At 63.3% G+C, this 16,731-nt stretch carries 13 protein-coding genes; 7 read left to right on the top strand and 6 right to left on the bottom strand.

Annotation, left to right across the window (positions count from 1 at the left end; all coding sequences use genetic code 11):
• Positions 1-14: 14 nt before the first annotated feature.
• Both rhaS and NLY42_RS02605 read right to left on the bottom strand, forming a co-directional pair.
• Positions 15-1,010, bottom strand: coding sequence for a rhamnose ABC transporter substrate-binding protein (gene rhaS, locus NLY42_RS02610; protein WP_023669661.1), 996 nt, complete (start codon positions 1,008-1,010; stop codon positions 15-17).
• A 48-nt stretch (positions 1,011-1,058) separates the two neighbouring features.
• Positions 1,059-1,862 (bottom strand): DeoR/GlpR family DNA-binding transcription regulator, encoded by an 804-nt coding sequence (locus tag NLY42_RS02605; RefSeq protein WP_023755087.1) that lies wholly within the window; start codon positions 1,860-1,862, stop codon positions 1,059-1,061.
• 182 nt (positions 1,863-2,044) lie between these two features.
• Here NLY42_RS02605 and NLY42_RS02600 point away from each other — a divergent pair, with 182 nt between their 5' ends.
• The 3 genes from NLY42_RS02600 to ggt all read left to right on the top strand — a co-directional run bounded on the left by NLY42_RS02600 (position 2,045) and on the right by ggt (position 7,423).
• The gene (locus tag NLY42_RS02600; RefSeq protein ID WP_023755086.1) at positions 2,045-4,147 is read left to right on the top strand and encodes a bifunctional rhamnulose-1-phosphate aldolase/short-chain dehydrogenase; all 2,103 of its coding nucleotides are present in this window, start codon (positions 2,045-2,047) and stop codon (positions 4,145-4,147) included.
• Positions 4,148-4,254: 107 nt separating this feature from the next.
• A complete protein-coding gene (rhaI, locus tag NLY42_RS02595; protein ID WP_023755085.1) occupies positions 4,255-5,547 on the top strand; it encodes an L-rhamnose catabolism isomerase in 1,293 nt (430 codons plus the stop codon).
• Positions 5,548-5,683: 136 nt separating this feature from the next.
• Positions 5,684-7,423, top strand: a complete 1,740-nt coding sequence (ggt, locus tag NLY42_RS02590) for a gamma-glutamyltransferase (RefSeq protein ID WP_023755084.1) — start codon at positions 5,684-5,686, stop codon at positions 7,421-7,423.
• A gap of 17 nt (positions 7,424-7,440) precedes the next feature.
• Here the strand turns inward: ggt and NLY42_RS02585 are convergent, their stop codons facing one another.
• The 3 genes from NLY42_RS02585 to NLY42_RS02575 form a co-directional block, all read right to left on the bottom strand.
• Positions 7,441-7,788: a hypothetical protein gene (locus NLY42_RS02585; protein ID WP_032885862.1), complete on the bottom strand. Its 348-nt coding sequence runs from the start codon at positions 7,786-7,788 to the stop codon at positions 7,441-7,443.
• Positions 7,789-7,972: 184 nt separating this feature from the next.
• Positions 7,973-9,322, bottom strand: coding sequence for a sigma-54-dependent transcriptional regulator (locus tag NLY42_RS02580; RefSeq protein ID WP_023669667.1), 1,350 nt, complete (start codon positions 9,320-9,322; stop codon positions 7,973-7,975).
• Positions 9,319-11,178 (bottom strand): sensor histidine kinase, encoded by a 1,860-nt coding sequence (locus NLY42_RS02575; protein WP_023755083.1) that lies wholly within the window; start codon positions 11,176-11,178, stop codon positions 9,319-9,321. Before NLY42_RS02575 ends, NLY42_RS02580 begins: the two co-directional genes overlap by 4 nt.
• A gap of 232 nt (positions 11,179-11,410) precedes the next feature.
• Here NLY42_RS02575 and NLY42_RS02570 point away from each other — a divergent pair, with 232 nt between their 5' ends.
• On the top strand, positions 11,411-12,745 hold the full coding sequence (locus NLY42_RS02570) for a dicarboxylate/amino acid:cation symporter (RefSeq protein ID WP_023681916.1): 1,335 nt from the start codon (positions 11,411-11,413) through the stop codon (positions 12,743-12,745).
• 135 nt (positions 12,746-12,880) lie between these two features.
• Positions 12,881-13,462 (top strand): histidine phosphatase family protein, encoded by a 582-nt coding sequence (locus NLY42_RS02565; protein ID WP_023681915.1) that lies wholly within the window; start codon positions 12,881-12,883, stop codon positions 13,460-13,462.
• Positions 13,463-13,484: 22 nt separating this feature from the next.
• Here NLY42_RS02565 and NLY42_RS02560 read toward each other — a convergent pair whose 3' ends face one another.
• Complete coding sequence (locus tag NLY42_RS02560; RefSeq protein ID WP_023755082.1) at positions 13,485-14,237, bottom strand: pseudouridine synthase; 753 nt, start codon at positions 14,235-14,237, stop codon at positions 13,485-13,487.
• Positions 14,238-14,412: 175 nt separating this feature from the next.
• Between NLY42_RS02560 and NLY42_RS02555 the strand changes: the two genes are divergently transcribed.
• Positions 14,413-15,150: a hypothetical protein gene (locus NLY42_RS02555; RefSeq protein ID WP_023755081.1), complete on the top strand. Its 738-nt coding sequence runs from the start codon at positions 14,413-14,415 to the stop codon at positions 15,148-15,150.
• Positions 15,140-16,720: a GH3 family acyl-acid amido synthetase gene (locus tag NLY42_RS02550; protein ID WP_023755080.1), complete on the top strand. Its 1,581-nt coding sequence runs from the start codon at positions 15,140-15,142 to the stop codon at positions 16,718-16,720. The genes NLY42_RS02555 and NLY42_RS02550 overlap by 11 nt, the downstream gene beginning before the upstream one ends.
• The last annotated feature ends 11 nt before the right edge of the window (positions 16,721-16,731 follow it).

Raw genomic sequence — 16,731 nt, 5'->3', positions numbered from 1 at the left:
CGAGACGTCCGAGATCAATAGATCTTGGAGAACTTTTCGATGTTGGACTTGTCGAACTGGAAGGGCGGAGCCATCGCAGCCGAGTTGCTGTCATCGAGCGTGACCTTGCCGACGCGGCCGATCGACAGCGTTGCGCCCGGCTTTGCCTCTTCCTTCTTCACCGCCAGATCATGAGCGAGGTAGACGGCGGAGTAGCCGAGGTCGATCGGATTCCAGAGGGCAACCGCCTGGCTGGAACCGTTGTCGATGAACTTCTTGAACTCCGACGGCAGCGCCAGACCCGTGACATTGACCTTGCCGATCAGGTTCGCGTCGGTGACGACCTGGGCAGCGGCAACGACGCCGACGGTGGTCGGCGCGATGATCGCCTTGAGGTTCGGATAGGATTTCAGCAGGCCCTTGGCTTCGTCGGTGCTCTTGGCCGAATCGTCATCGCCGTAGACGGTGGCGACGAGTTTGATCTTGGGGAATTTCTCCGGCAGGATCTTCTTGGCCGCGTCGATCCAGGCGTTCTGGTTGGTCGCGGTCGACGAAGCCGACAGAATGGCGACTTCGCCGCCTTCCGGCAGATAGTCGGCGGCCAGCTTGATGATGGTCTCGCCGATCAGGCCGGTGTCGGACGGGTTGAGATGCAGCTGGCGGCCTTCCTTGGCGACGCCCGAATCCCACGAGATGACGGTGATGCCACGCTCCATGGCCTTCTTCAGCACCGGCACCAGCGCGTCGGCGTCATTGGCCGAAATCGCAATGGCGTTGACCTTCTGCGCGATCAGCGAATTGACCACTTCGATCTGCGCTTCGGCGGTCGCCTTGGTCGGGCCGGTGTAGATGATGTCGACATCGCCGAGTTCCTTGGCCGCCTCTTCGGCGCCCTTATTGGCGGCGTCGAAGAAGCCGTTGCCGAGCGACTTCACCACCAGCGCGATCTTGACGTTCTCGGCATAGGCGGCATTCACGAACATGGCGGCCGAGAACGCGGCCGTCACCATCAATTTCTTCAGAAAGCTCATCGTATTTCCTCCCTTGAGCGTTGCATTCCATCGTCGCTGCGGTTGGCCTCAGGCCTGCAGCGAGGATTCTTCCTTTGCCGACTTGCGGGCGACGATCAGCGTCACACCCGCGGCGTCCAGCATGTTGGCTTCGCGATCCTCGATGCCGTCATCGGTGATGACGGTGGCGATGCGCTTGAGCCCGCACAGGATCAGGCTCGAGCGCTGGCGGAATTTCGATGAGTCGACCAGCACCACCAGTTCGTCGGCCTGGTCGATCAGTTTCTGCTCCGCCTGGATCAGCAGCGGGTCGCCTTCCATCAGGCCAAGAGGCCCGAGCCCTTGAGCGCCCATGAACATGCGGCGCGCGTAGAAATTACGCGTCACGTCATTGTCGAAGGGCGAGAGGATGATGTTCTGCTCGCGGTAGATGGTGCCGCCCGACAGCATGACGGTGTTCTTCGAATGCTTGAGCAGGTGCTCGGCGATGGGGAACGAATTGGTGAAGATCGGCATGCGGCGTCCGGTCAGGAAATGCACCATCTGGAAGGTGGTGGTGCCGCCATTGATGATGATCGGTTCGCCGTCCTTGCACAGCTCCACCGCTTCGCGCGCAATCGCGCGCTTCTGCGAAGCGTTAAGCGTTTCGTTGACGGAAAAGGGCCGGCCGGCGAGGCCGATGAACTGCGGTGGCGAGATCGCCTCGGCGCCGCCACGCACGCGACGCAGGCGCTTTTGCACATGAAGAGCCGCGATATCGCGCCGGATCGTCGCCTCGGAGGAGTCCGTCAGGTCGACCATCTCCTGCACCGTCACCACAGGCTTTTCCTGGACGGCGGACAGAATGATCCTGTGGCGCTCTTTTTCGTGCATGGTTCCTCCCTGCATGGTCATGAGGCACTAGAAAACCACCAGTGTCAATCATTTCCGCTCATATAATTTCATTGTGCAGTGCAATATGATCGATCTTGATCGTTTATGATTGACAACCGAGATGCTTGCGTAGACATTTCCGGCAAAATGGACCGCGCCTTTTGCGTCCAGGGAGGATAATCATGCTCGACAAGCGCTCCGGCTCGCGCCTTGCCAACCTTTGGGACGATGCTAAAGCCAAGGGGCTGAGCGAGCCTGAGCTTCTGGTCTATCGCTCCAACACGCTCGGCTCCGACAAGCGTGTCACCAATTATGGCGGCGGCAACACCTCGTCCAAGATCCGGCAGAAGGACCCGCTCTCCGGCGCCGAAGTCGAAGTGCTATGGGTCAAGGGCTCGGGCGGCGACAGCGCCTCGATCAAGCTGGACGGTTTCGCCACGCTTTACATGGACAAACTGCAGGCGCTGAAAGGCCTTTATCGCGGCGTCGCGCATGAGGACGAGATGGTGGGCTATCTTCCCCACTGCACCTTCAATCTCAACCCGCGCGCGGCCTCGATCGACACGCCGCTGCACGCCTATGTGCCGAAGCCGTTCGTCGATCACATGCATCCCGATGCCATTATCGCGATTGCCGCGGCCAAGGATTCCAAGGCGTTGACCAAGGAGATCTTCGGTGACGCCATCGGCTGGCTGCCGTGGAAGCGGCCGGGCTTCGAACTTGGCCTCTGGCTGGAGAAATTCTGCGTCGAACACCCCGAAGCCAAGGGCGTCATCCTCGAAAGCCACGGCCTGTTCACCTGGGGCGACACACCCAAGGAGTGCTATGAGACGACGATCTCGGTCATCAACCAGGCGATCGAGTGGTTCGAGCGCCGCTCCGAGGGTCTCGCCATCTTCGGCGGCGAAGCCGTCAAATCGCTCGACGCCGCTGAGCGCCGCGCCATCGCGGCGAGACTGATGCCGAGGATTCGCGGCCTGATTTCGGAGAAGAGCCACAAGCTCGGCCATTTCGACGATTCCGCCGCCGTGCTCGAATTCGTCAACTCCAGGGATTTGCGCCCGCTGGCGGCGCTCGGCACTTCATGCCCGGATCATTTCCTGCGCACAAAAATTCGCCCGCTGGTTATCGAGTTCGACCCAGCGAAGCCCGACGTCGAAGCCGTTATCGCCCGACTCGCCGACGATATTGCTGAGTACCGTGTCGGCTACCAGGCCTATTACGACAGCTGCAAGCATCCGGACTCGCCCCCGATCCGTGACCCCAACGCCGTGGTCTACCTGATGCCCGGCGTCGGCATGTTCACCTTCGCCGGCGACAAGGCCACCGCCCGCATCTCTGGCGAATTCTACGTCAACGCCATCAATGTCATGCGCGGGGCCTCGACCGTTTCGTCCTATGTCGGCCTGCCGGCGCAGGAGGCCTTCGACATCGAATACTGGCTGCTCGAGGATTTGAAGCTGCAGCGCATGCCGAAGCCGAAGTCGCTCGCCGGCCAAATCGCGCTGGTCACCGGCGGCGCCGGCGGCATCGGCCGCGCCACCGCCAATCGCCTGCTGCGCGAAGGCGCCTGCGTCGTGCTGGCCGATATCGACGAGACCGCACTTGCCAACGCCAACGACGAACTGGCGAAAGCCTATGGCAAGGACTTCGTCCGTCCGGTGCTGATCAACGTCACCGCGGAGGAGCAGGTCGTCTCCGGCTTTGCCGAAACAGCCGTCGAGTTCGGCGGCATTGATATTCTCGTCTCCAATGCCGGTCTCGCCTCCTCGGCGCCGATCGAGGAGACGACGCTGGCGCTGTGGAACAAGAACATGGACATATTGTCGACCGGCTATTTCCTGGTCTCGCGCGAAGCCTTCCGGCTGTTCCGGGCCCAGAAGATCGGCGGCAATGCCGTCTTCGTCGCCTCCAAGAACGGTCTTGCCGCGTCACCCAACGCCGCCGCCTATTGCACCGCCAAGGCGGCTGAAATCCATCTCGCCCGCTGCCTGGCGCTGGAAGGCGCGGAAGCCCAGATCCGGGTCAATGTCGTCAATCCGGACGCCGTGCTGCGCGGCTCGAAAATCTGGACCGGCGAGTGGAAGGAACAGCGCGCCGCCGCCTACAAGATGTCGACCGACGATCTGGAAGAACACTACCGCTCGCGCTCGATGCTGAAGCGCTCGGTGTTCCCCGAAGACATTGCCGAAGCGATTTATTTCTTCGCCTCCGACATGTCGGCCAAATCCACCGGCAACATCATCAACGTCGACGCCGGCAACGCGCAGAGCTTTACGCGCTGAGTTAAGAGCGGAGCGCGTCTCTTCTCCCCGTCACTATAAGGGGAGAAGGTGGCCCGAAGGGCCGGATGAGGGGCAGCGCTGACTGAACGCATTGGGAGGAATAGCACTTGTCCGAAACCATCATCGCCGCCGATCTCGTCTCCAGCCACAACGCCCAGCGCAAACCCGACCTCGAGCGCGACTACGCCTCTCTCGCCGAACGCCTCGACCGCCGCGGCATCGCCATCGATGCCATCCGCGACAAGGTCGAGAAATTCGCCGTCGCCATTCCGTCCTGGGGCGTCGGCACAGGCGGCACGCGGTTTGCCCGTTTTCCCGGCGCCGGCGAGCCGCGCGACATTTTCGACAAGATCGAGGACTGCGCCGTCATCAGCCAACTGACGCAGGCGACGCCGACCGTCTCGCTGCATATACCGTGGGACAAGACCGATCCGAACCGGCTGAAGCAGGCGGCCTCGCGCTTCGGCCTCGGCTTCGACGCCATGAATTCCAACACCTTCTCGGATGCCAGGGACCAAAAACTGTCCTACAAGTTCGGGTCGCTGTCGCATGCCGATGCCGGCACGCGCCGGCAGGCAGTCGAGCACAATCTGGAATGCATCGAGATCGGCAAGACGCTTGGTTCCAAAGCGCTGACGGTGTGGATAGGCGACGGCTCGAATTTCCCCGGCCAGGTCAATTTCGCCAAAGTCTTCGAGCGCTATCTCGACGCGATGAAGGAGATCTATGCCGGACTGCCCGCCGACTGGAAGCTGTTCACCGAACACAAAATGTACGAGCCGGCCTTCTATTCGACGGTCGTGCAGGACTGGGGCACTAACTACCTCATATCCAAGGAGCTGGGCAACAAGGCCTACTGCCTGGTCGACCTGGGCCACCATGCGCCCAATGTCAACATCGAGATGATCGTGTCGCGGCTGATCCAGTTCAAGAAACTCGGCGGCTTCCATTTCAACGATTCGAAGTATGGCGACGACGATCTCGATGCCGGCTCGATCGATCCCTATCGGCTGTTCCTGGTCTTCAACGAACTGGTTGATGCCGAGCTTTCCGGCGCCGAGGGTTTCGATCCCGCTCACATGCTCGACCAGAGCCACAACGTCACCGACCCGATCGAAAGCCTGATGCTGTCGGCAGTCGAGGTGCAGCGCGCCTATGCGCAGGCGCTGCTGGTCGACCGCAAGGCGCTCGAGGGTTTCCAAGACGGCAATGATGCGCTGATGGCGACGCAGACGCTAAAAGCTGCCTACCGCACCGATGTCGAGCCGATCCTTGCCATGGCGCGGCTGAACACAGGCGGCGCCATTGATCCAGTCGCCGCATATCGCGCGGCGGGCTACCGGGCGAAGGTCGCGGCGGAACGGCCGGCGGTTGTGGGCGGGTCAGGCGGGATTGTTTGAGATTGGCTAATCTCCACCACGGGGGGAGATTAGCTTGCCTCTGCCAGGCGAACACCAATATGTGTTAGCTCATATTGATGATGGACTCGGCCGCTCCATGTAGCTCTTCTAGGCACACCGCACTTGGAGCACCGCCATGCCCTTGACCCGCCGGACGCTGATTGGCGTCACCCTTTCGCTCGCAATTGCGCTCGCGCCATCCGGCGCGCTCCATGCCGCATCGCCTCAACCTGCGAAGGGCGAGCACGGCATGGTCGTCACCGCCCAGCATCTGGCGTCGGAAGCCGGCGTCGAGGTGCTGAAGAAGGGCGGCAATGCCGTCGATGCGGCGGTCGCCGTCGGCTATGCGCTCGCCGTCGTCTACCCTAATGCCGGCAATATCGGCGGTGGCGGGTTCATGACCATCCGCTTCAAGGACGGCAAATCGACCTTCCTCGATTTCCGCGAGCGCGCGCCGCTGGCGGCAACCAAGACCATGTATCTCGACAAGGACGGCAATCCGGTGAAGGGCGCCAGCCTTGATGGCTACCTCGCGGTCGGCGTACCGGGTTCCGTGGCAGGGTTCGAGATGGCTCGTGAAAAATATGGCACGCTGCCACGCCAGGATTTGATGGCGCCGGCAATTGCCTATGCCAAGGATGGCTTCATCCTCGACCAGGGCGACGCTGCTTCATTCGCAAGCAATGCCGCACGGCTGGCGAAGGACCCTGCCGCCGCCGCCATCTTCCTGAAGCCGGACGGCAAACCCTATGGCGCCGGCGAGCGTCTCCTCCAGCCCGATCTTGCAGCCTCGCTCGCCGCCATCTCCGAAAAAGGCGCCGACGCCTTCTACAAAGGCGCCATCGCCGACGCCATCGTCAAGGCGAGCGGCGCCAAGGGCGGCATTCTGGCCAACTCAGACTTCGAGCAATATAAGGTACGCGAGTTGCAACCGGTGAGCTGCACCTATCGGGGCTATGAGATCACGTCCTCGCCGCCGCCAAGCTCCGGCGGCGTCATCATCTGCGAAATCCTCAACGTGCTGGAGGGCTACCCGCTGTCCTATCTTGGCGCCGGCTCGGCCGAGACGGTGCATGTCATGGTCGAGGCGATGCGTTACGCCTATGTGGACCGCAACTCGGCGCTCGGCGATCCCGATTTCGTCGACAATCCGGTCTCGAAACTGCTCGACAAGGGTTACGCCAAGGAGACCCGCGACAAGATCGACCCGTTCCGCGCCGGCGTCTCGCAGGATTTGATGCCGAAGGGCTTCGGCGAGTCGAAGGAAACGACGCACTATTCGATCATCGACGATGACGGCAATGCGGTCGCGGTCACCTATACGCTGAACGGTTCGTTCGGCGCCGGCGTGGTCGCCGACGGCACCGGCATCCTGCTCAACAACGAGATGGATGATTTCACCCAGAAGCCCGGCGTGCCCAACCTCTACGGTCTCGTCCAGGGAGAGGCCAATGCCATCCAGCCGAAGAAGACGCCGCTGTCTTCGATGAGCCCGACCATCGTCGCCAAGGACGGCAAGCCGTTCATGGTTATCGGCAGCCCCGGCGGCTCGCGCATCATCACCATCACGCTGGAAGCCATCGTCAACGTCATCGACCACGGCATGAACATCCAGGAGGCGATCGACGCATCGCGCATCCACCATCAATGGCTGCCCGACACGATCTATGTCGAACCGTTCGGCCTGTCGCCCGACACTGAAAAACTGCTGGCCGGCATGGGCTACCACCTCGATCTCGCGGATTCTACCTGGGGTCAGGCGGCCGGCATTCTTGTCGGCGGCAAGAGCCTGGCGGAAATCGAGAAGGGCGGCGGCGCCCGCTACAACGGCGCCATCGACAGCCGCGCCGCATCCGGCGAGGCGATTGGCTACTGATCAAAACAAGAGATTGATCAGAGGACGAGCGTAAGCGTCGACCCGACGAGCATCAGCGCCGCGATCACGACGAACGCCGCGTAGATGCGGGGACGGTCGAGGAGCAGCGCATTGCCCGATATCCAGGCCGCGGTTGCGCCGCCAAGCGCAAACAGGAAGCCGTTCCGGTGACCAAAGGTCATGGAAGCGGCCATCAGCCCGCCAATGATCAGCGCGCCGAAGACGATGATCACGGCAACGGCGTATTTCTCGAAGTCGTTGCCGCCGCCCATGGCCGGGCCGATCGCGTTCAAATTCGTCAGATCGTCCGGATCGAACGGGTTGGTCGATCCATATTCATCTTGACCGACAGGTTCTCGCATCATTCATTCTCCGCTGACCGGCAACAAATCATCAACATCTGCCGAGCGCAACCGGATCGCGCCGTGCCGAAGGCCGCCGATGCGGTCTTCAACACTTTCTGATGCCGACTTGCCACGGTTTTTTTGCGCCGGTTCACAAAATCTACCCTGCTTTCGGGTCCACACGCCTGAATACCTGGAAAATGAATTACCTGGAAAAATCGCTGCGCACGATGCGGTGCCGCTGCAGCTTGTCGTAGAAGGTCTTGCGCGGAATGCCGAGCGCTTCAATCGTGCGCCGGACATCGCCGTCATTGCGGCCAAGCGCCTCGCGGATGACATTGGCTTCATAGCGTTCCAGTCGTTCCGGCAGTGAGCTGGCGTCATCCGGCTCCGCCGGGGCGGAAGGTGGCGCTTGCGCCGCTTCCTCGAGTCCCAGCACGAAACGCTCGGCGAAATGCGCGAGTTCACGCACATTGCCCGGCCAGTCGTGCTGGCTCAGATGGCGGTGCACTGAGGCAGGCACGGCTGGCATTTGCCGGCGGAAGCGGCCGGCTGCACGCTCGGCGAAGTAGAAGAACAGCAGGGCGACGTCGTCGCGGCGTTCGCGCAGCGGCGGGATCGAGATCGTCACCACATTGAGCCGGTAGTAGAGATCCTCGCGGAAGGCGCCGCGCCGGCTGGCGTCGCCGAGATCGACCTTGGCGGCGGCGACGACGCGCAGGTCGACCGGCCGGATTTCATTGGTGCCGAGCGGCGTCACCTCGCGCATTTCCAGCACCCGCAGCATCTGCACCTGGGTCGAGGCCGGCATGCTTTCGATCTCGTCGAGGAACAGCGTGCCGCCGCTCGAATGCTCGATCCGGCCGATGCGCTTCTTCTGTGCGCCGGTGAAGGCGCCGGCCTCATGGCCGAACAGCTCGCTTTCGATGACCGTGTCCGGCAGCGCGCCGCAATTCAGCGCCACGAAATTGCCCCTGGCGCGGCGGCTCCAGCGATGCAGCAGGCTCGCCACCACCTCCTTGCCGGAGCCGGTCTCGCCGGTCACCAGAACGTCGACATCGGTATCGGCGATTTGCCGCAGCGTCCGGCGCAATCGCTCCATCGCCAGCGTCTGCCCGATCAGCGGCAGGCCGTCCTGCGCCTGTTCGGCGCTTTCGCGCAAGGCGCGGTTCTCCATCACCAGCCGGCGCTTTTCCGCCGCCCGTGCCACACTTTGCGCCAGCCGGTCGGCGGCGAAAGGCTTGGTGATGAAGTCGTAGGCGCCATCCTTGATCGCCTTGACCGCAACCGCGATGTCGCCATGCCCGGTGACCAGGATTACCGGAATGTCGGCATCAAGCTGCAAGACGCGGTCGAAGAGCTGCAGGCCGTCAATGCCGGGCATGCGGATGTCGGACACCACCACGCCGGGAAAATTGGCGTCGAGCCCGGCCAGCGCCTCGTTCGCCACCGCAAAGGCCGAGACGGAAAAACCAGCGAGTTCCAGCGTCTGCCGCGTGGCCCTCCGCAATTCGCTATCGTCGTCGATCAATACGACCGGTGCGGTGTCCATCATGCTGCCCTGGCGAGGTGAATGGTAAAGCGCGTGCCGGCCTGGTCGCTCGCCACCTCGATGCGTCCGCCATAGTCGGCGACGATGTCCTGCGAGATGACGAGGCCGAGCCCGAGGCCTTTTTCCTTCGAGGTGTTGAACGGCGTGAACAATGACTTGAGGATGGCAGGCGAAATGCCCGGCCCATTGTCGGCGACGGCAAGCGCCACGCCGTCGGCCGTCTCCTGGGCCGACACCTGCACCCTGGCGCCGTCGCGCCCGTCCAGCGCTTCCAGCGCATTCTGGAACAGGTTGATCAGCACCTGTTCGAGCCGCAGCCGGTTGCCCATCACCTTGAGCGTTACCGGCGGCAGCGTGATATCGAGCGCGTCCAGCCGGCCGGCAAAGCGGCTTCTGAGCAGCACCACGGCGCCCTCGATGACGCCGCGCAGTTCGACCGGTTCGGCTGCCGTGCGCCCCTTGCGGGCAAAGACCTTCAACTCTTCGGTGATGCCGCCGATGCGCTCGGTCAGCGCGGCAATCGCTCCAAGGTTCTCCTCGGCCGAGGCGGTCTGCTTGCGCTCCAGGAACACACGGGCATTGTCGGCATAGGCGCGGATGGTCGCCACCGGCTGGTTGATCTCATGCGCGACGCCGGCGGCAACCTGGCCGAGGGTAGCAAGACGGTTGGCCTGCACCAATTCCTGCTGCATGACCTGCAGCTTGGCTTCGGTGCTGCGGTGATCGGTGATCTCGGCCTGCAGCCGGTCGCGAGCCAGGCTGAGGTCATGCGTACGCTCGACGACGCGGCGCTCGAGCTCGATGCGCGCTGCCTGTTCGGCGGCGATGCGCATCTGCGCCGACTGACGGCGCCACAGGAGGTAGCCGGCCAGCGCCAGCAACGGCACCACGACGCCCAGCGCCAGCAGCCGCATCTCACGCACCGCAGCCGCGATCGGCGCTTCGACCGGCACGAGATAATCGAGCCGCCATGGCGTCGATTGGACCAGTGTCGAAAGCCTGAGATATTCGGCATCGCTGCCGCCCGGTGTTATCGCATGCACCATCGACACGTCAGGGCTCAATGCCTCGGGGCGTGTGATCGGCAAGGGGATCAGCGGCGCGTTGCCGAATTGCTGGCTGCTCCGGATGGCGGCAGCCACCGGGCCGGTCAGCGGCGCGGTGGTCATGAAGCGCCAGGACGGCACGCTGGTGATCAGCACGACGCCGTGGTCGTCGCTGACATAGGCCGGCCGGTTGGCCTCATGCCAGTCGGCTTCAAGCTGGTCGAATTCCATCTTGACGACGACGACGCCGAGCGGTGCCGCCGCATTGCCGACGCGACGCGAAATGTAGAGGCCCGGGCGCTTGCTGATGTTGCCCAGCGCAAAATATTCGGCCGTTCCCGATTGCATGGCGCCGGAGAAATAGGCGCGGAAACCATAGTCGTTGCCGACGAAGCTGGTTGTTTCGCGCCAGTTGCTGGAGGCGATCGCAAACCCGTCGACGCCGGTGACGTAAAGCACCGAAGCCTTGGTGCCGGAGACCAGCCCTTCGAGCTTGCGGTTGAGCACGTCGATCGTGACAGCGCCCTTGTTCTGCAGGGCGTCGTGCACCTGCTGGTCCTCGGACAAGAGCAGCGGCAGCGCCCGTGGGCTTTCCAGCACGGCGCGCAGCAACGCTACCTTCAGATTGGCATCGGTGCGGCCTTGCGCCGCCAGTGCCGCGACCTCGGCGCGGCGCGCGTAGAGGCCGGCGCCGGTGAGCGCCGTGGCAACGATCACCAGCGCGATCGCCGCAAACAGCAGCCAGGCGCGACGCGCGCGTTTGCCGAGTTGCTCGGGCGTCGGCGACAGGACCGCGGCAGGGCGTTGCAGCATCCCCTATTTGTGCATGATTTCGCACAAAGCACAATTCGATCATGCGGATGTCCGCACTTGCGGTTGCGGGGCACCAGCTCGGTCGACAAAAATACCCAACAAAATCAATGGCTGCGGTAATACCGCACAGTCTGGCACGGCAGTTGCAATCACCGATACAGCAGTCGCAAGGCTGCGGAAAACAACTGCCCCGGGAGGTCGAGCTTTCGATCGGGGCGCCATGGAGGACGTCATGCAGCCAGCATTCGCTGCCGCCGAACCGCGCGGCAAGCTACCCTTTTATCGTCATCTCTACGTGCAGGTCCTGACGGCGATCGCCGCCGGCGTGCTGCTCGGTCATTTCTATCCCGAACTCGGTGCTTCGCTGAAGCCGCTCGGCGACGCCTTCATCAAGCTGGTCAAGATGGTGATCGCGCCGGTCATCTTCCTGACGGTGACGACCGGCATTGCCGGCGTTTCCGACCTGAAAAAGGTAGGCCGCGTCGCCGGCAAGGCGATGATCTATTTCCTGGTCTTTTCGACCCTGGCGCTGGTCGTCGGCATGGTCGTCTCCAACGTCGTCCAACCGGGCGCCGGCATGCACATCAATGCGGCGACGCTCGACCCCTCGAAGGTCGCCACCTTCACCGAGAAGGCGCATGACACGACCATCGTCGGCTTCCTGCTCAACATCATCCCCGACACCATCACCGGCGCCTTCGCGCAAGGCGACATCCTGCAGGTGCTGTTCTTCTCGGTGCTGTTCGGCATCTCTCTCGCTCTGGTCGGCGAGCGCGGCCGCCCGGTCGTCGATTTCCTGCAGGCGCTGACCTCGCCTATCTTCCGCCTGGTCGCCATCCTGATGAAGGCCGCCCCCATCGGCGCCTTCGGCGCCATGGCCTTCACCGTCGGCAAATACGGCATCGGCGCGATTGCCAACCTCGCCTTTCTGATCGGCACCTTCTACCTGACGTCGCTGCTCTTCGTGCTGGTCGTGCTCGGCGCTGTCGCTTGGTACAACGGCTTCTCGATCCTCGCCTTGATCCGCTACATCAAGGAAGAGCTGCTGCTGGTGCTCGGCACCTCGTCCTCGGAAGCCGCTCTTCCCGGCCTGATGGCCAAGATGGAGCGCGCCGGCTGCAACCGCTCGGTGGTCGGCCTGGTCATCCCGACCGGCTATTCCTTCAACCTCGACGGCACCAACATCTACATGACGCTGGCGGCGCTGTTCATCGCCCAGGCGACCGATACGCCGCTCACCTATGGCGACCAGATTCTGCTGCTGCTGGTTGCCATGCTGAGCTCCAAGGGTGCCGCCGGCATCACCGGCGCCGGCTTTATCACGCTGGCCGCCACGCTCTCTGTCGTGCCTACGGTACCCGTTGCCGGCATGGCGCTGATCCTAGGGGTCGACCGCTTCATGTCGGAATGCCGGGCGCTGACCAACTTCGTCGGCAATGCAGTGGCGACGATTGTCGTGGCGCGCTGGGAAGGCGAACTCGACCAGACCAAGTTCGCCGCCGCCATGGCCGGCACATTGTCCGAGGAAGCCGACTTGGCGCTGTCGGGCGATCTGCAGCCCGCCTGACCGCTCCGGGCACTGACGTTTGAGCACAAGGCCGCAGCCGATTCGGTTGCGGCCTTTCCTTTTCCGCCTGCACGTGGCTGGCGCTGGCCGGGCCCTCCCGGGTAGGGTGCGGACGTAAAACCGAAAGGCCGGCGCATGAGCAATCCGTACCCCGAAATCTACCTCGTCCGTCACGGCGAGACGGAGTGGAGCGCTTCGGGAAAACACACCGGCCGCACCGACATACCGTTGACGGCAAAGGGCGAGGCGGCAGCTCGCGGCGTGGCGGACCGGCTCAAGGATCTGTCCTTCCAGGCGGTGTGGTCGAGCCCGTCGCAGCGAGCCTTCAGCACCTGCACGCTTGCCGGCTTCGGCGCTGCTGCCGTCAAGAAGGACGACCTGCAGGAATGGGACTATGGCGCCTATGAGGGCGTTAAGACCAAGGAGATTCTTGTGCAGCGCCCCGGCTGGCAATTGTTCCATGACGGCTGTCCCGACGGCGAGTCGGTAGCGGATGTTGGTGCCAGGGCCGACAGGATCATCGCCGGGCTGCGGGCAATCGAGGGCAATGTGCTGGTGTTTTCAAGCTCGCATTTCCTGCGCGTGCTGGCCGCGCGCTGGCTCGGTCTGCCACCCGAAGGCGGTGCGCACTTCGTGCTTGATACCGCGAGCCTCAGCATCCTCGGCTATGAGCACGATCTGAGCGAGCCGGTGATACGCAGGTGGAACCAGAAGTAGTGTTTCTCAGCAAGCCTGCCTCTTAACGCGCGAGCACCGCCAATTCCTCCGATGTCAGATGCCGCGCCTTGCCCTTGGCGAGCTCGCCGAGCTGCAAACCGCCGATCGCCACCCGAACCAGCCTCAGCACCTCGATGTCGAATGCCCCGAGCAGGCGGCGGATCTGGCGGTTGCGGCCCTCGTCGAGCACGATTTCCAGCCAGGCAGTGCGGCCGCCGCTGCGCAGCAGTTCGAGCGAACTTGCGGTCAGCAGTTCGCCGTCGACGATCGCTCCGTCGCGAAAGCGCGCCAGCATCGCTTCGTCGGGCGCGGTGCCGATCTGGACATGATAGGTCTTGGCGACATGCGAGGCCGGATCGAGCAGGCGGTTGGCCCAGCGCGTGTCGTTGGTCATCAGCAACAGGCCTTCGCTGGCCTTGTCGAGGCGGCCGACCGGCGACACGAAAGGCAACTCCAGTTCCACCAGGCAGTCATAGACGGTGCCACGATCCTGCGGGTCATCGCGCGTGGTGACCTGTCCGCGCGGCTTATTGATCATCAGGTAGACTTTTGCCTCGCCGACGATCTGCTCGCCGTCGACAGCGATGCGGTCGCGGTCGAGATCGACACGCAGCGACGGATCGCGCACCACCTTGCCGCCAACCCGCACGCGCCCTTCGGCGATCAGCAGCTCGGCCTGCTTGCGCGAACACAGGCCGAGTTTGGAAAGCGCCCGGTTGAGGCTGACGCCTGCGCTCGCGGCCTGTTGTCGGACGATGTCTGGCGGCCTTGCCATGTCCTGCTTGTCATCCCAATGATCGGCATCGACAAATGCCACGCCCCGCATTGGCTTCGCAACCTGCCGACAATTGGTGGGATCATTTACCGTGGATCGAAGGCATTTTTCGGTTGAAGTGTCGCTGCCTTGTCCCGTATGTCGCACGCATGGCATCGATTGACGGGGGAAAACCGTGGCGCATGACGCCGGTTCGACCGAATCCGGAACGATGCCGGTGCGCGATCTCAGCAAAGACGATCGTGACGAGATGTTCCGCCTTTACGAGAAATACTACGATGCTGCCGATCGCGACCGGTTCGACCGCGATCTCGCTGAAAAAGAGGTCGTCGTCCTTATCCGACGCCGGCACGAGATCATCGGCTTCTCGACCATTTTCGTCGGAAGCCAGGAGATTGCCGACGACACGGTTCACTATCTCTTTTCCGGCGACACGGTTCTGGATTCCTCACGCTGGGGCGATCCGGTGCTGCTGCGCGCCTGGTTTCGCGCTGCCGGCGCCGTCAAGGCAAGGATCGGCGAGGGCCGGCTGTTCTGGTTCTCCATCATGATGGGCCACCGCACGTTCCGCATCCTGCCCAATTTTTTCCGCGACTTCTTTCCCTCGATCGACGGACGAGATACCAGCGGTCTGGCGCGGATACGCAACGAGATCGCCGCAGTGCGCTATGGACAGTATTTCAATCCCGAGACCGGGCTGATCGATTTCGGCCAGTCGCATGGGCATCTGCGGCACGAATGGGCAGGCGTCGAGGAAACCGCCGCGCGCAACCGCTACGCGGCCTTCTTCCTCAAGGCCAATCCCTGGCATTTTCGTGGTGTCGAGCTTGCCTGCCTGGCCGAATTCGACATCGCCAACCTGAGGCGTTACGGGGCGACCAGCTTTGCCGAAGGCCTGGCGGATGGTCATTGACGCCTGGTCGCGGATTGCCGATCTCACCGCGGCTACCGACGCCGGGTTCCGCGCCGGGCTGAGCGGCGTCGAAACGGCCCAGCGCGGCACCCTGGCTGGTCTCATCAGTGCCAATGGTTCGACCGCGTTCGGCAAGGACCGCCGGTTCGCTGAAATCCGTTCGGCGGAAGCGTTTCGCGATCTGGTGCCGATCGCCGACTATGCCGCGCTCCAGCCTTACATCGGCCGGGCGATCGGCGGCGAGGATGGGGTGCTGACAACCGAGCCGATCCGGTTCATCGAGCAGACCGGCGGCAGTTCGGGCGGCTCCAAGAACATCCCCTATACCGACACCGGGTTGAGATCGTTCACCGACTGCCTTTATCCCTGGCTTGCCGACTTGATCCGCCGCCGGCCCGGCGTCACGCGAGGCCGCAGTTATTTCGCGCTCAGCCCCGTCGGCCGGTCGCTGGATCAGCGCATCGGCGTGCACCGGGTCGGCAGCCCCGTGCCTTTCGCCTATTTCGGCGCCTTGCGCGACAGCCTGATCGCCCTGTCTGCCGTGCCCATGGAGCTGCGGCTGCTCGCCGATTTCGAGAGCTGGCAGCGGCAGACCTGCCTGCATCTTCTGGCCTGCGAGGATCTTGCCCTGGTCTGGGTGTGGAGCCCTACCTATTTCACCGAAATCCTGCGCGCGATGCGGCGCAACATTGCGACGCTTTTGCCCGAACTGGCCTCGATGCTGGCGGCAACGCTCCCTGCTGTCGCGCTCCGCGCCCGTATCGAAACGGTGGAGAAAGCGCTCTCCAGCCCGCAAGGCGACCTGTCGGCGATCTGGCCGGGGCTTGATACGATCAGCTGCTGGACCGATGCCTCGAGCAAAGGTTTCGCCGCCGAACTGCAGGCCCTGTTCCCCGCCGCCTTCATCCAGTCGAAAGGGTTGATGTCGACGGAAGCCGCCGTTTCATTTCCCTATGGCGACGGTCCCGGATCGATCCTTGCCGCGCGAAGCGGCTTCTTCGAATTTGTCGACGATGGCGGCACCAGCCATTTTGCCTGGCGGCTGGAGATCGGCCAGGCCTATCGGCTGATCGTCACCACCGGCTCCGGCCTTTATCGCTATGACACGCAGGACATGGTGAAGGTCGTCGGCTTCGACGGCGACACGCCGCGTCTGCAATTCGTCGGTCGCGCCGGCATGGTCTCCGATCTCTGCGGCGAGAAGCTGACCGAGGCATTCGTCGCTCATTGCATCGGTAAGATCAGGCTTGGCCGGCAGCAGGCCTATGCGCTGGTCGTTGCGGCAACAGAGCCGCATCCGCACTACCGTCTCTTCGTCGAAGCCGGACCGGCCGCTGCGGCATGGAGCGAAAAGCTCGATGCCGAACTCGCCGCCAACCCGCAATACGAATATGCCCGCCGGATCGGCCAGCTTGGCCCTGTCCAGGCGACGCCGGTCGAGGATCTCTATGGCCGGCTGAAACGCCATCGCCTGAAAGGCGGTATAAGCATTGCGGGGATGAAGGCGCCGGTGCTGTTGCGGCAGGCCGACAGTGAGCTCATCGCCGCGCTGGAGGCGACCGGGGCTTGACCCCGCGCCGG

This window comes from Mesorhizobium sp. C372A (assembly GCF_030323245.1).
Classification (GTDB): Bacteria; Pseudomonadota; Alphaproteobacteria; order Rhizobiales; family Rhizobiaceae; genus Mesorhizobium.
The sequence above is the reverse complement of the archived record's forward strand: the minus strand, read 5'-3'. Positions and strand labels throughout refer to the sequence as shown.

Coding starts and splice junctions, on each gene's coding strand:
- rhaS (WP_023669661.1), bottom strand. CDS start 1,010: ATGAGCTTTCTGAAGAAATTGATGGTGACGGCCGCGTTCTCGGCCGCC.
- NLY42_RS02605 (WP_023755087.1), bottom strand. CDS start 1,862: ATGCACGAAAAAGAGCGCCACAGGATCATTCTGTCCGCCGTCCAGGAA.
- NLY42_RS02600 (WP_023755086.1), top strand. CDS start 2,045: ATGCTCGACAAGCGCTCCGGCTCGCGCCTTGCCAACCTTTGGGACGAT.
- ggt (WP_023755084.1), top strand. CDS start 5,684: ATGCCCTTGACCCGCCGGACGCTGATTGGCGTCACCCTTTCGCTCGCA.
- NLY42_RS02585 (WP_032885862.1), bottom strand. CDS start 7,788: ATGATGCGAGAACCTGTCGGTCAAGATGAATATGGATCGACCAACCCG.
- NLY42_RS02580 (WP_023669667.1), bottom strand. CDS start 9,322: ATGATGGACACCGCACCGGTCGTATTGATCGACGACGATAGCGAATTG.
- NLY42_RS02575 (WP_023755083.1), bottom strand. CDS start 11,178: ATGCTGCAACGCCCTGCCGCGGTCCTGTCGCCGACGCCCGAGCAACTC.
- NLY42_RS02570 (WP_023681916.1), top strand. CDS start 11,411: ATGCAGCCAGCATTCGCTGCCGCCGAACCGCGCGGCAAGCTACCCTTT.
- NLY42_RS02565 (WP_023681915.1), top strand. CDS start 12,881: ATGAGCAATCCGTACCCCGAAATCTACCTCGTCCGTCACGGCGAGACG.
- NLY42_RS02560 (WP_023755082.1), bottom strand. CDS start 14,237: ATGGCAAGGCCGCCAGACATCGTCCGACAACAGGCCGCGAGCGCAGGC.
- NLY42_RS02550 (WP_023755080.1), top strand. CDS start 15,140: ATGGTCATTGACGCCTGGTCGCGGATTGCCGATCTCACCGCGGCTACC.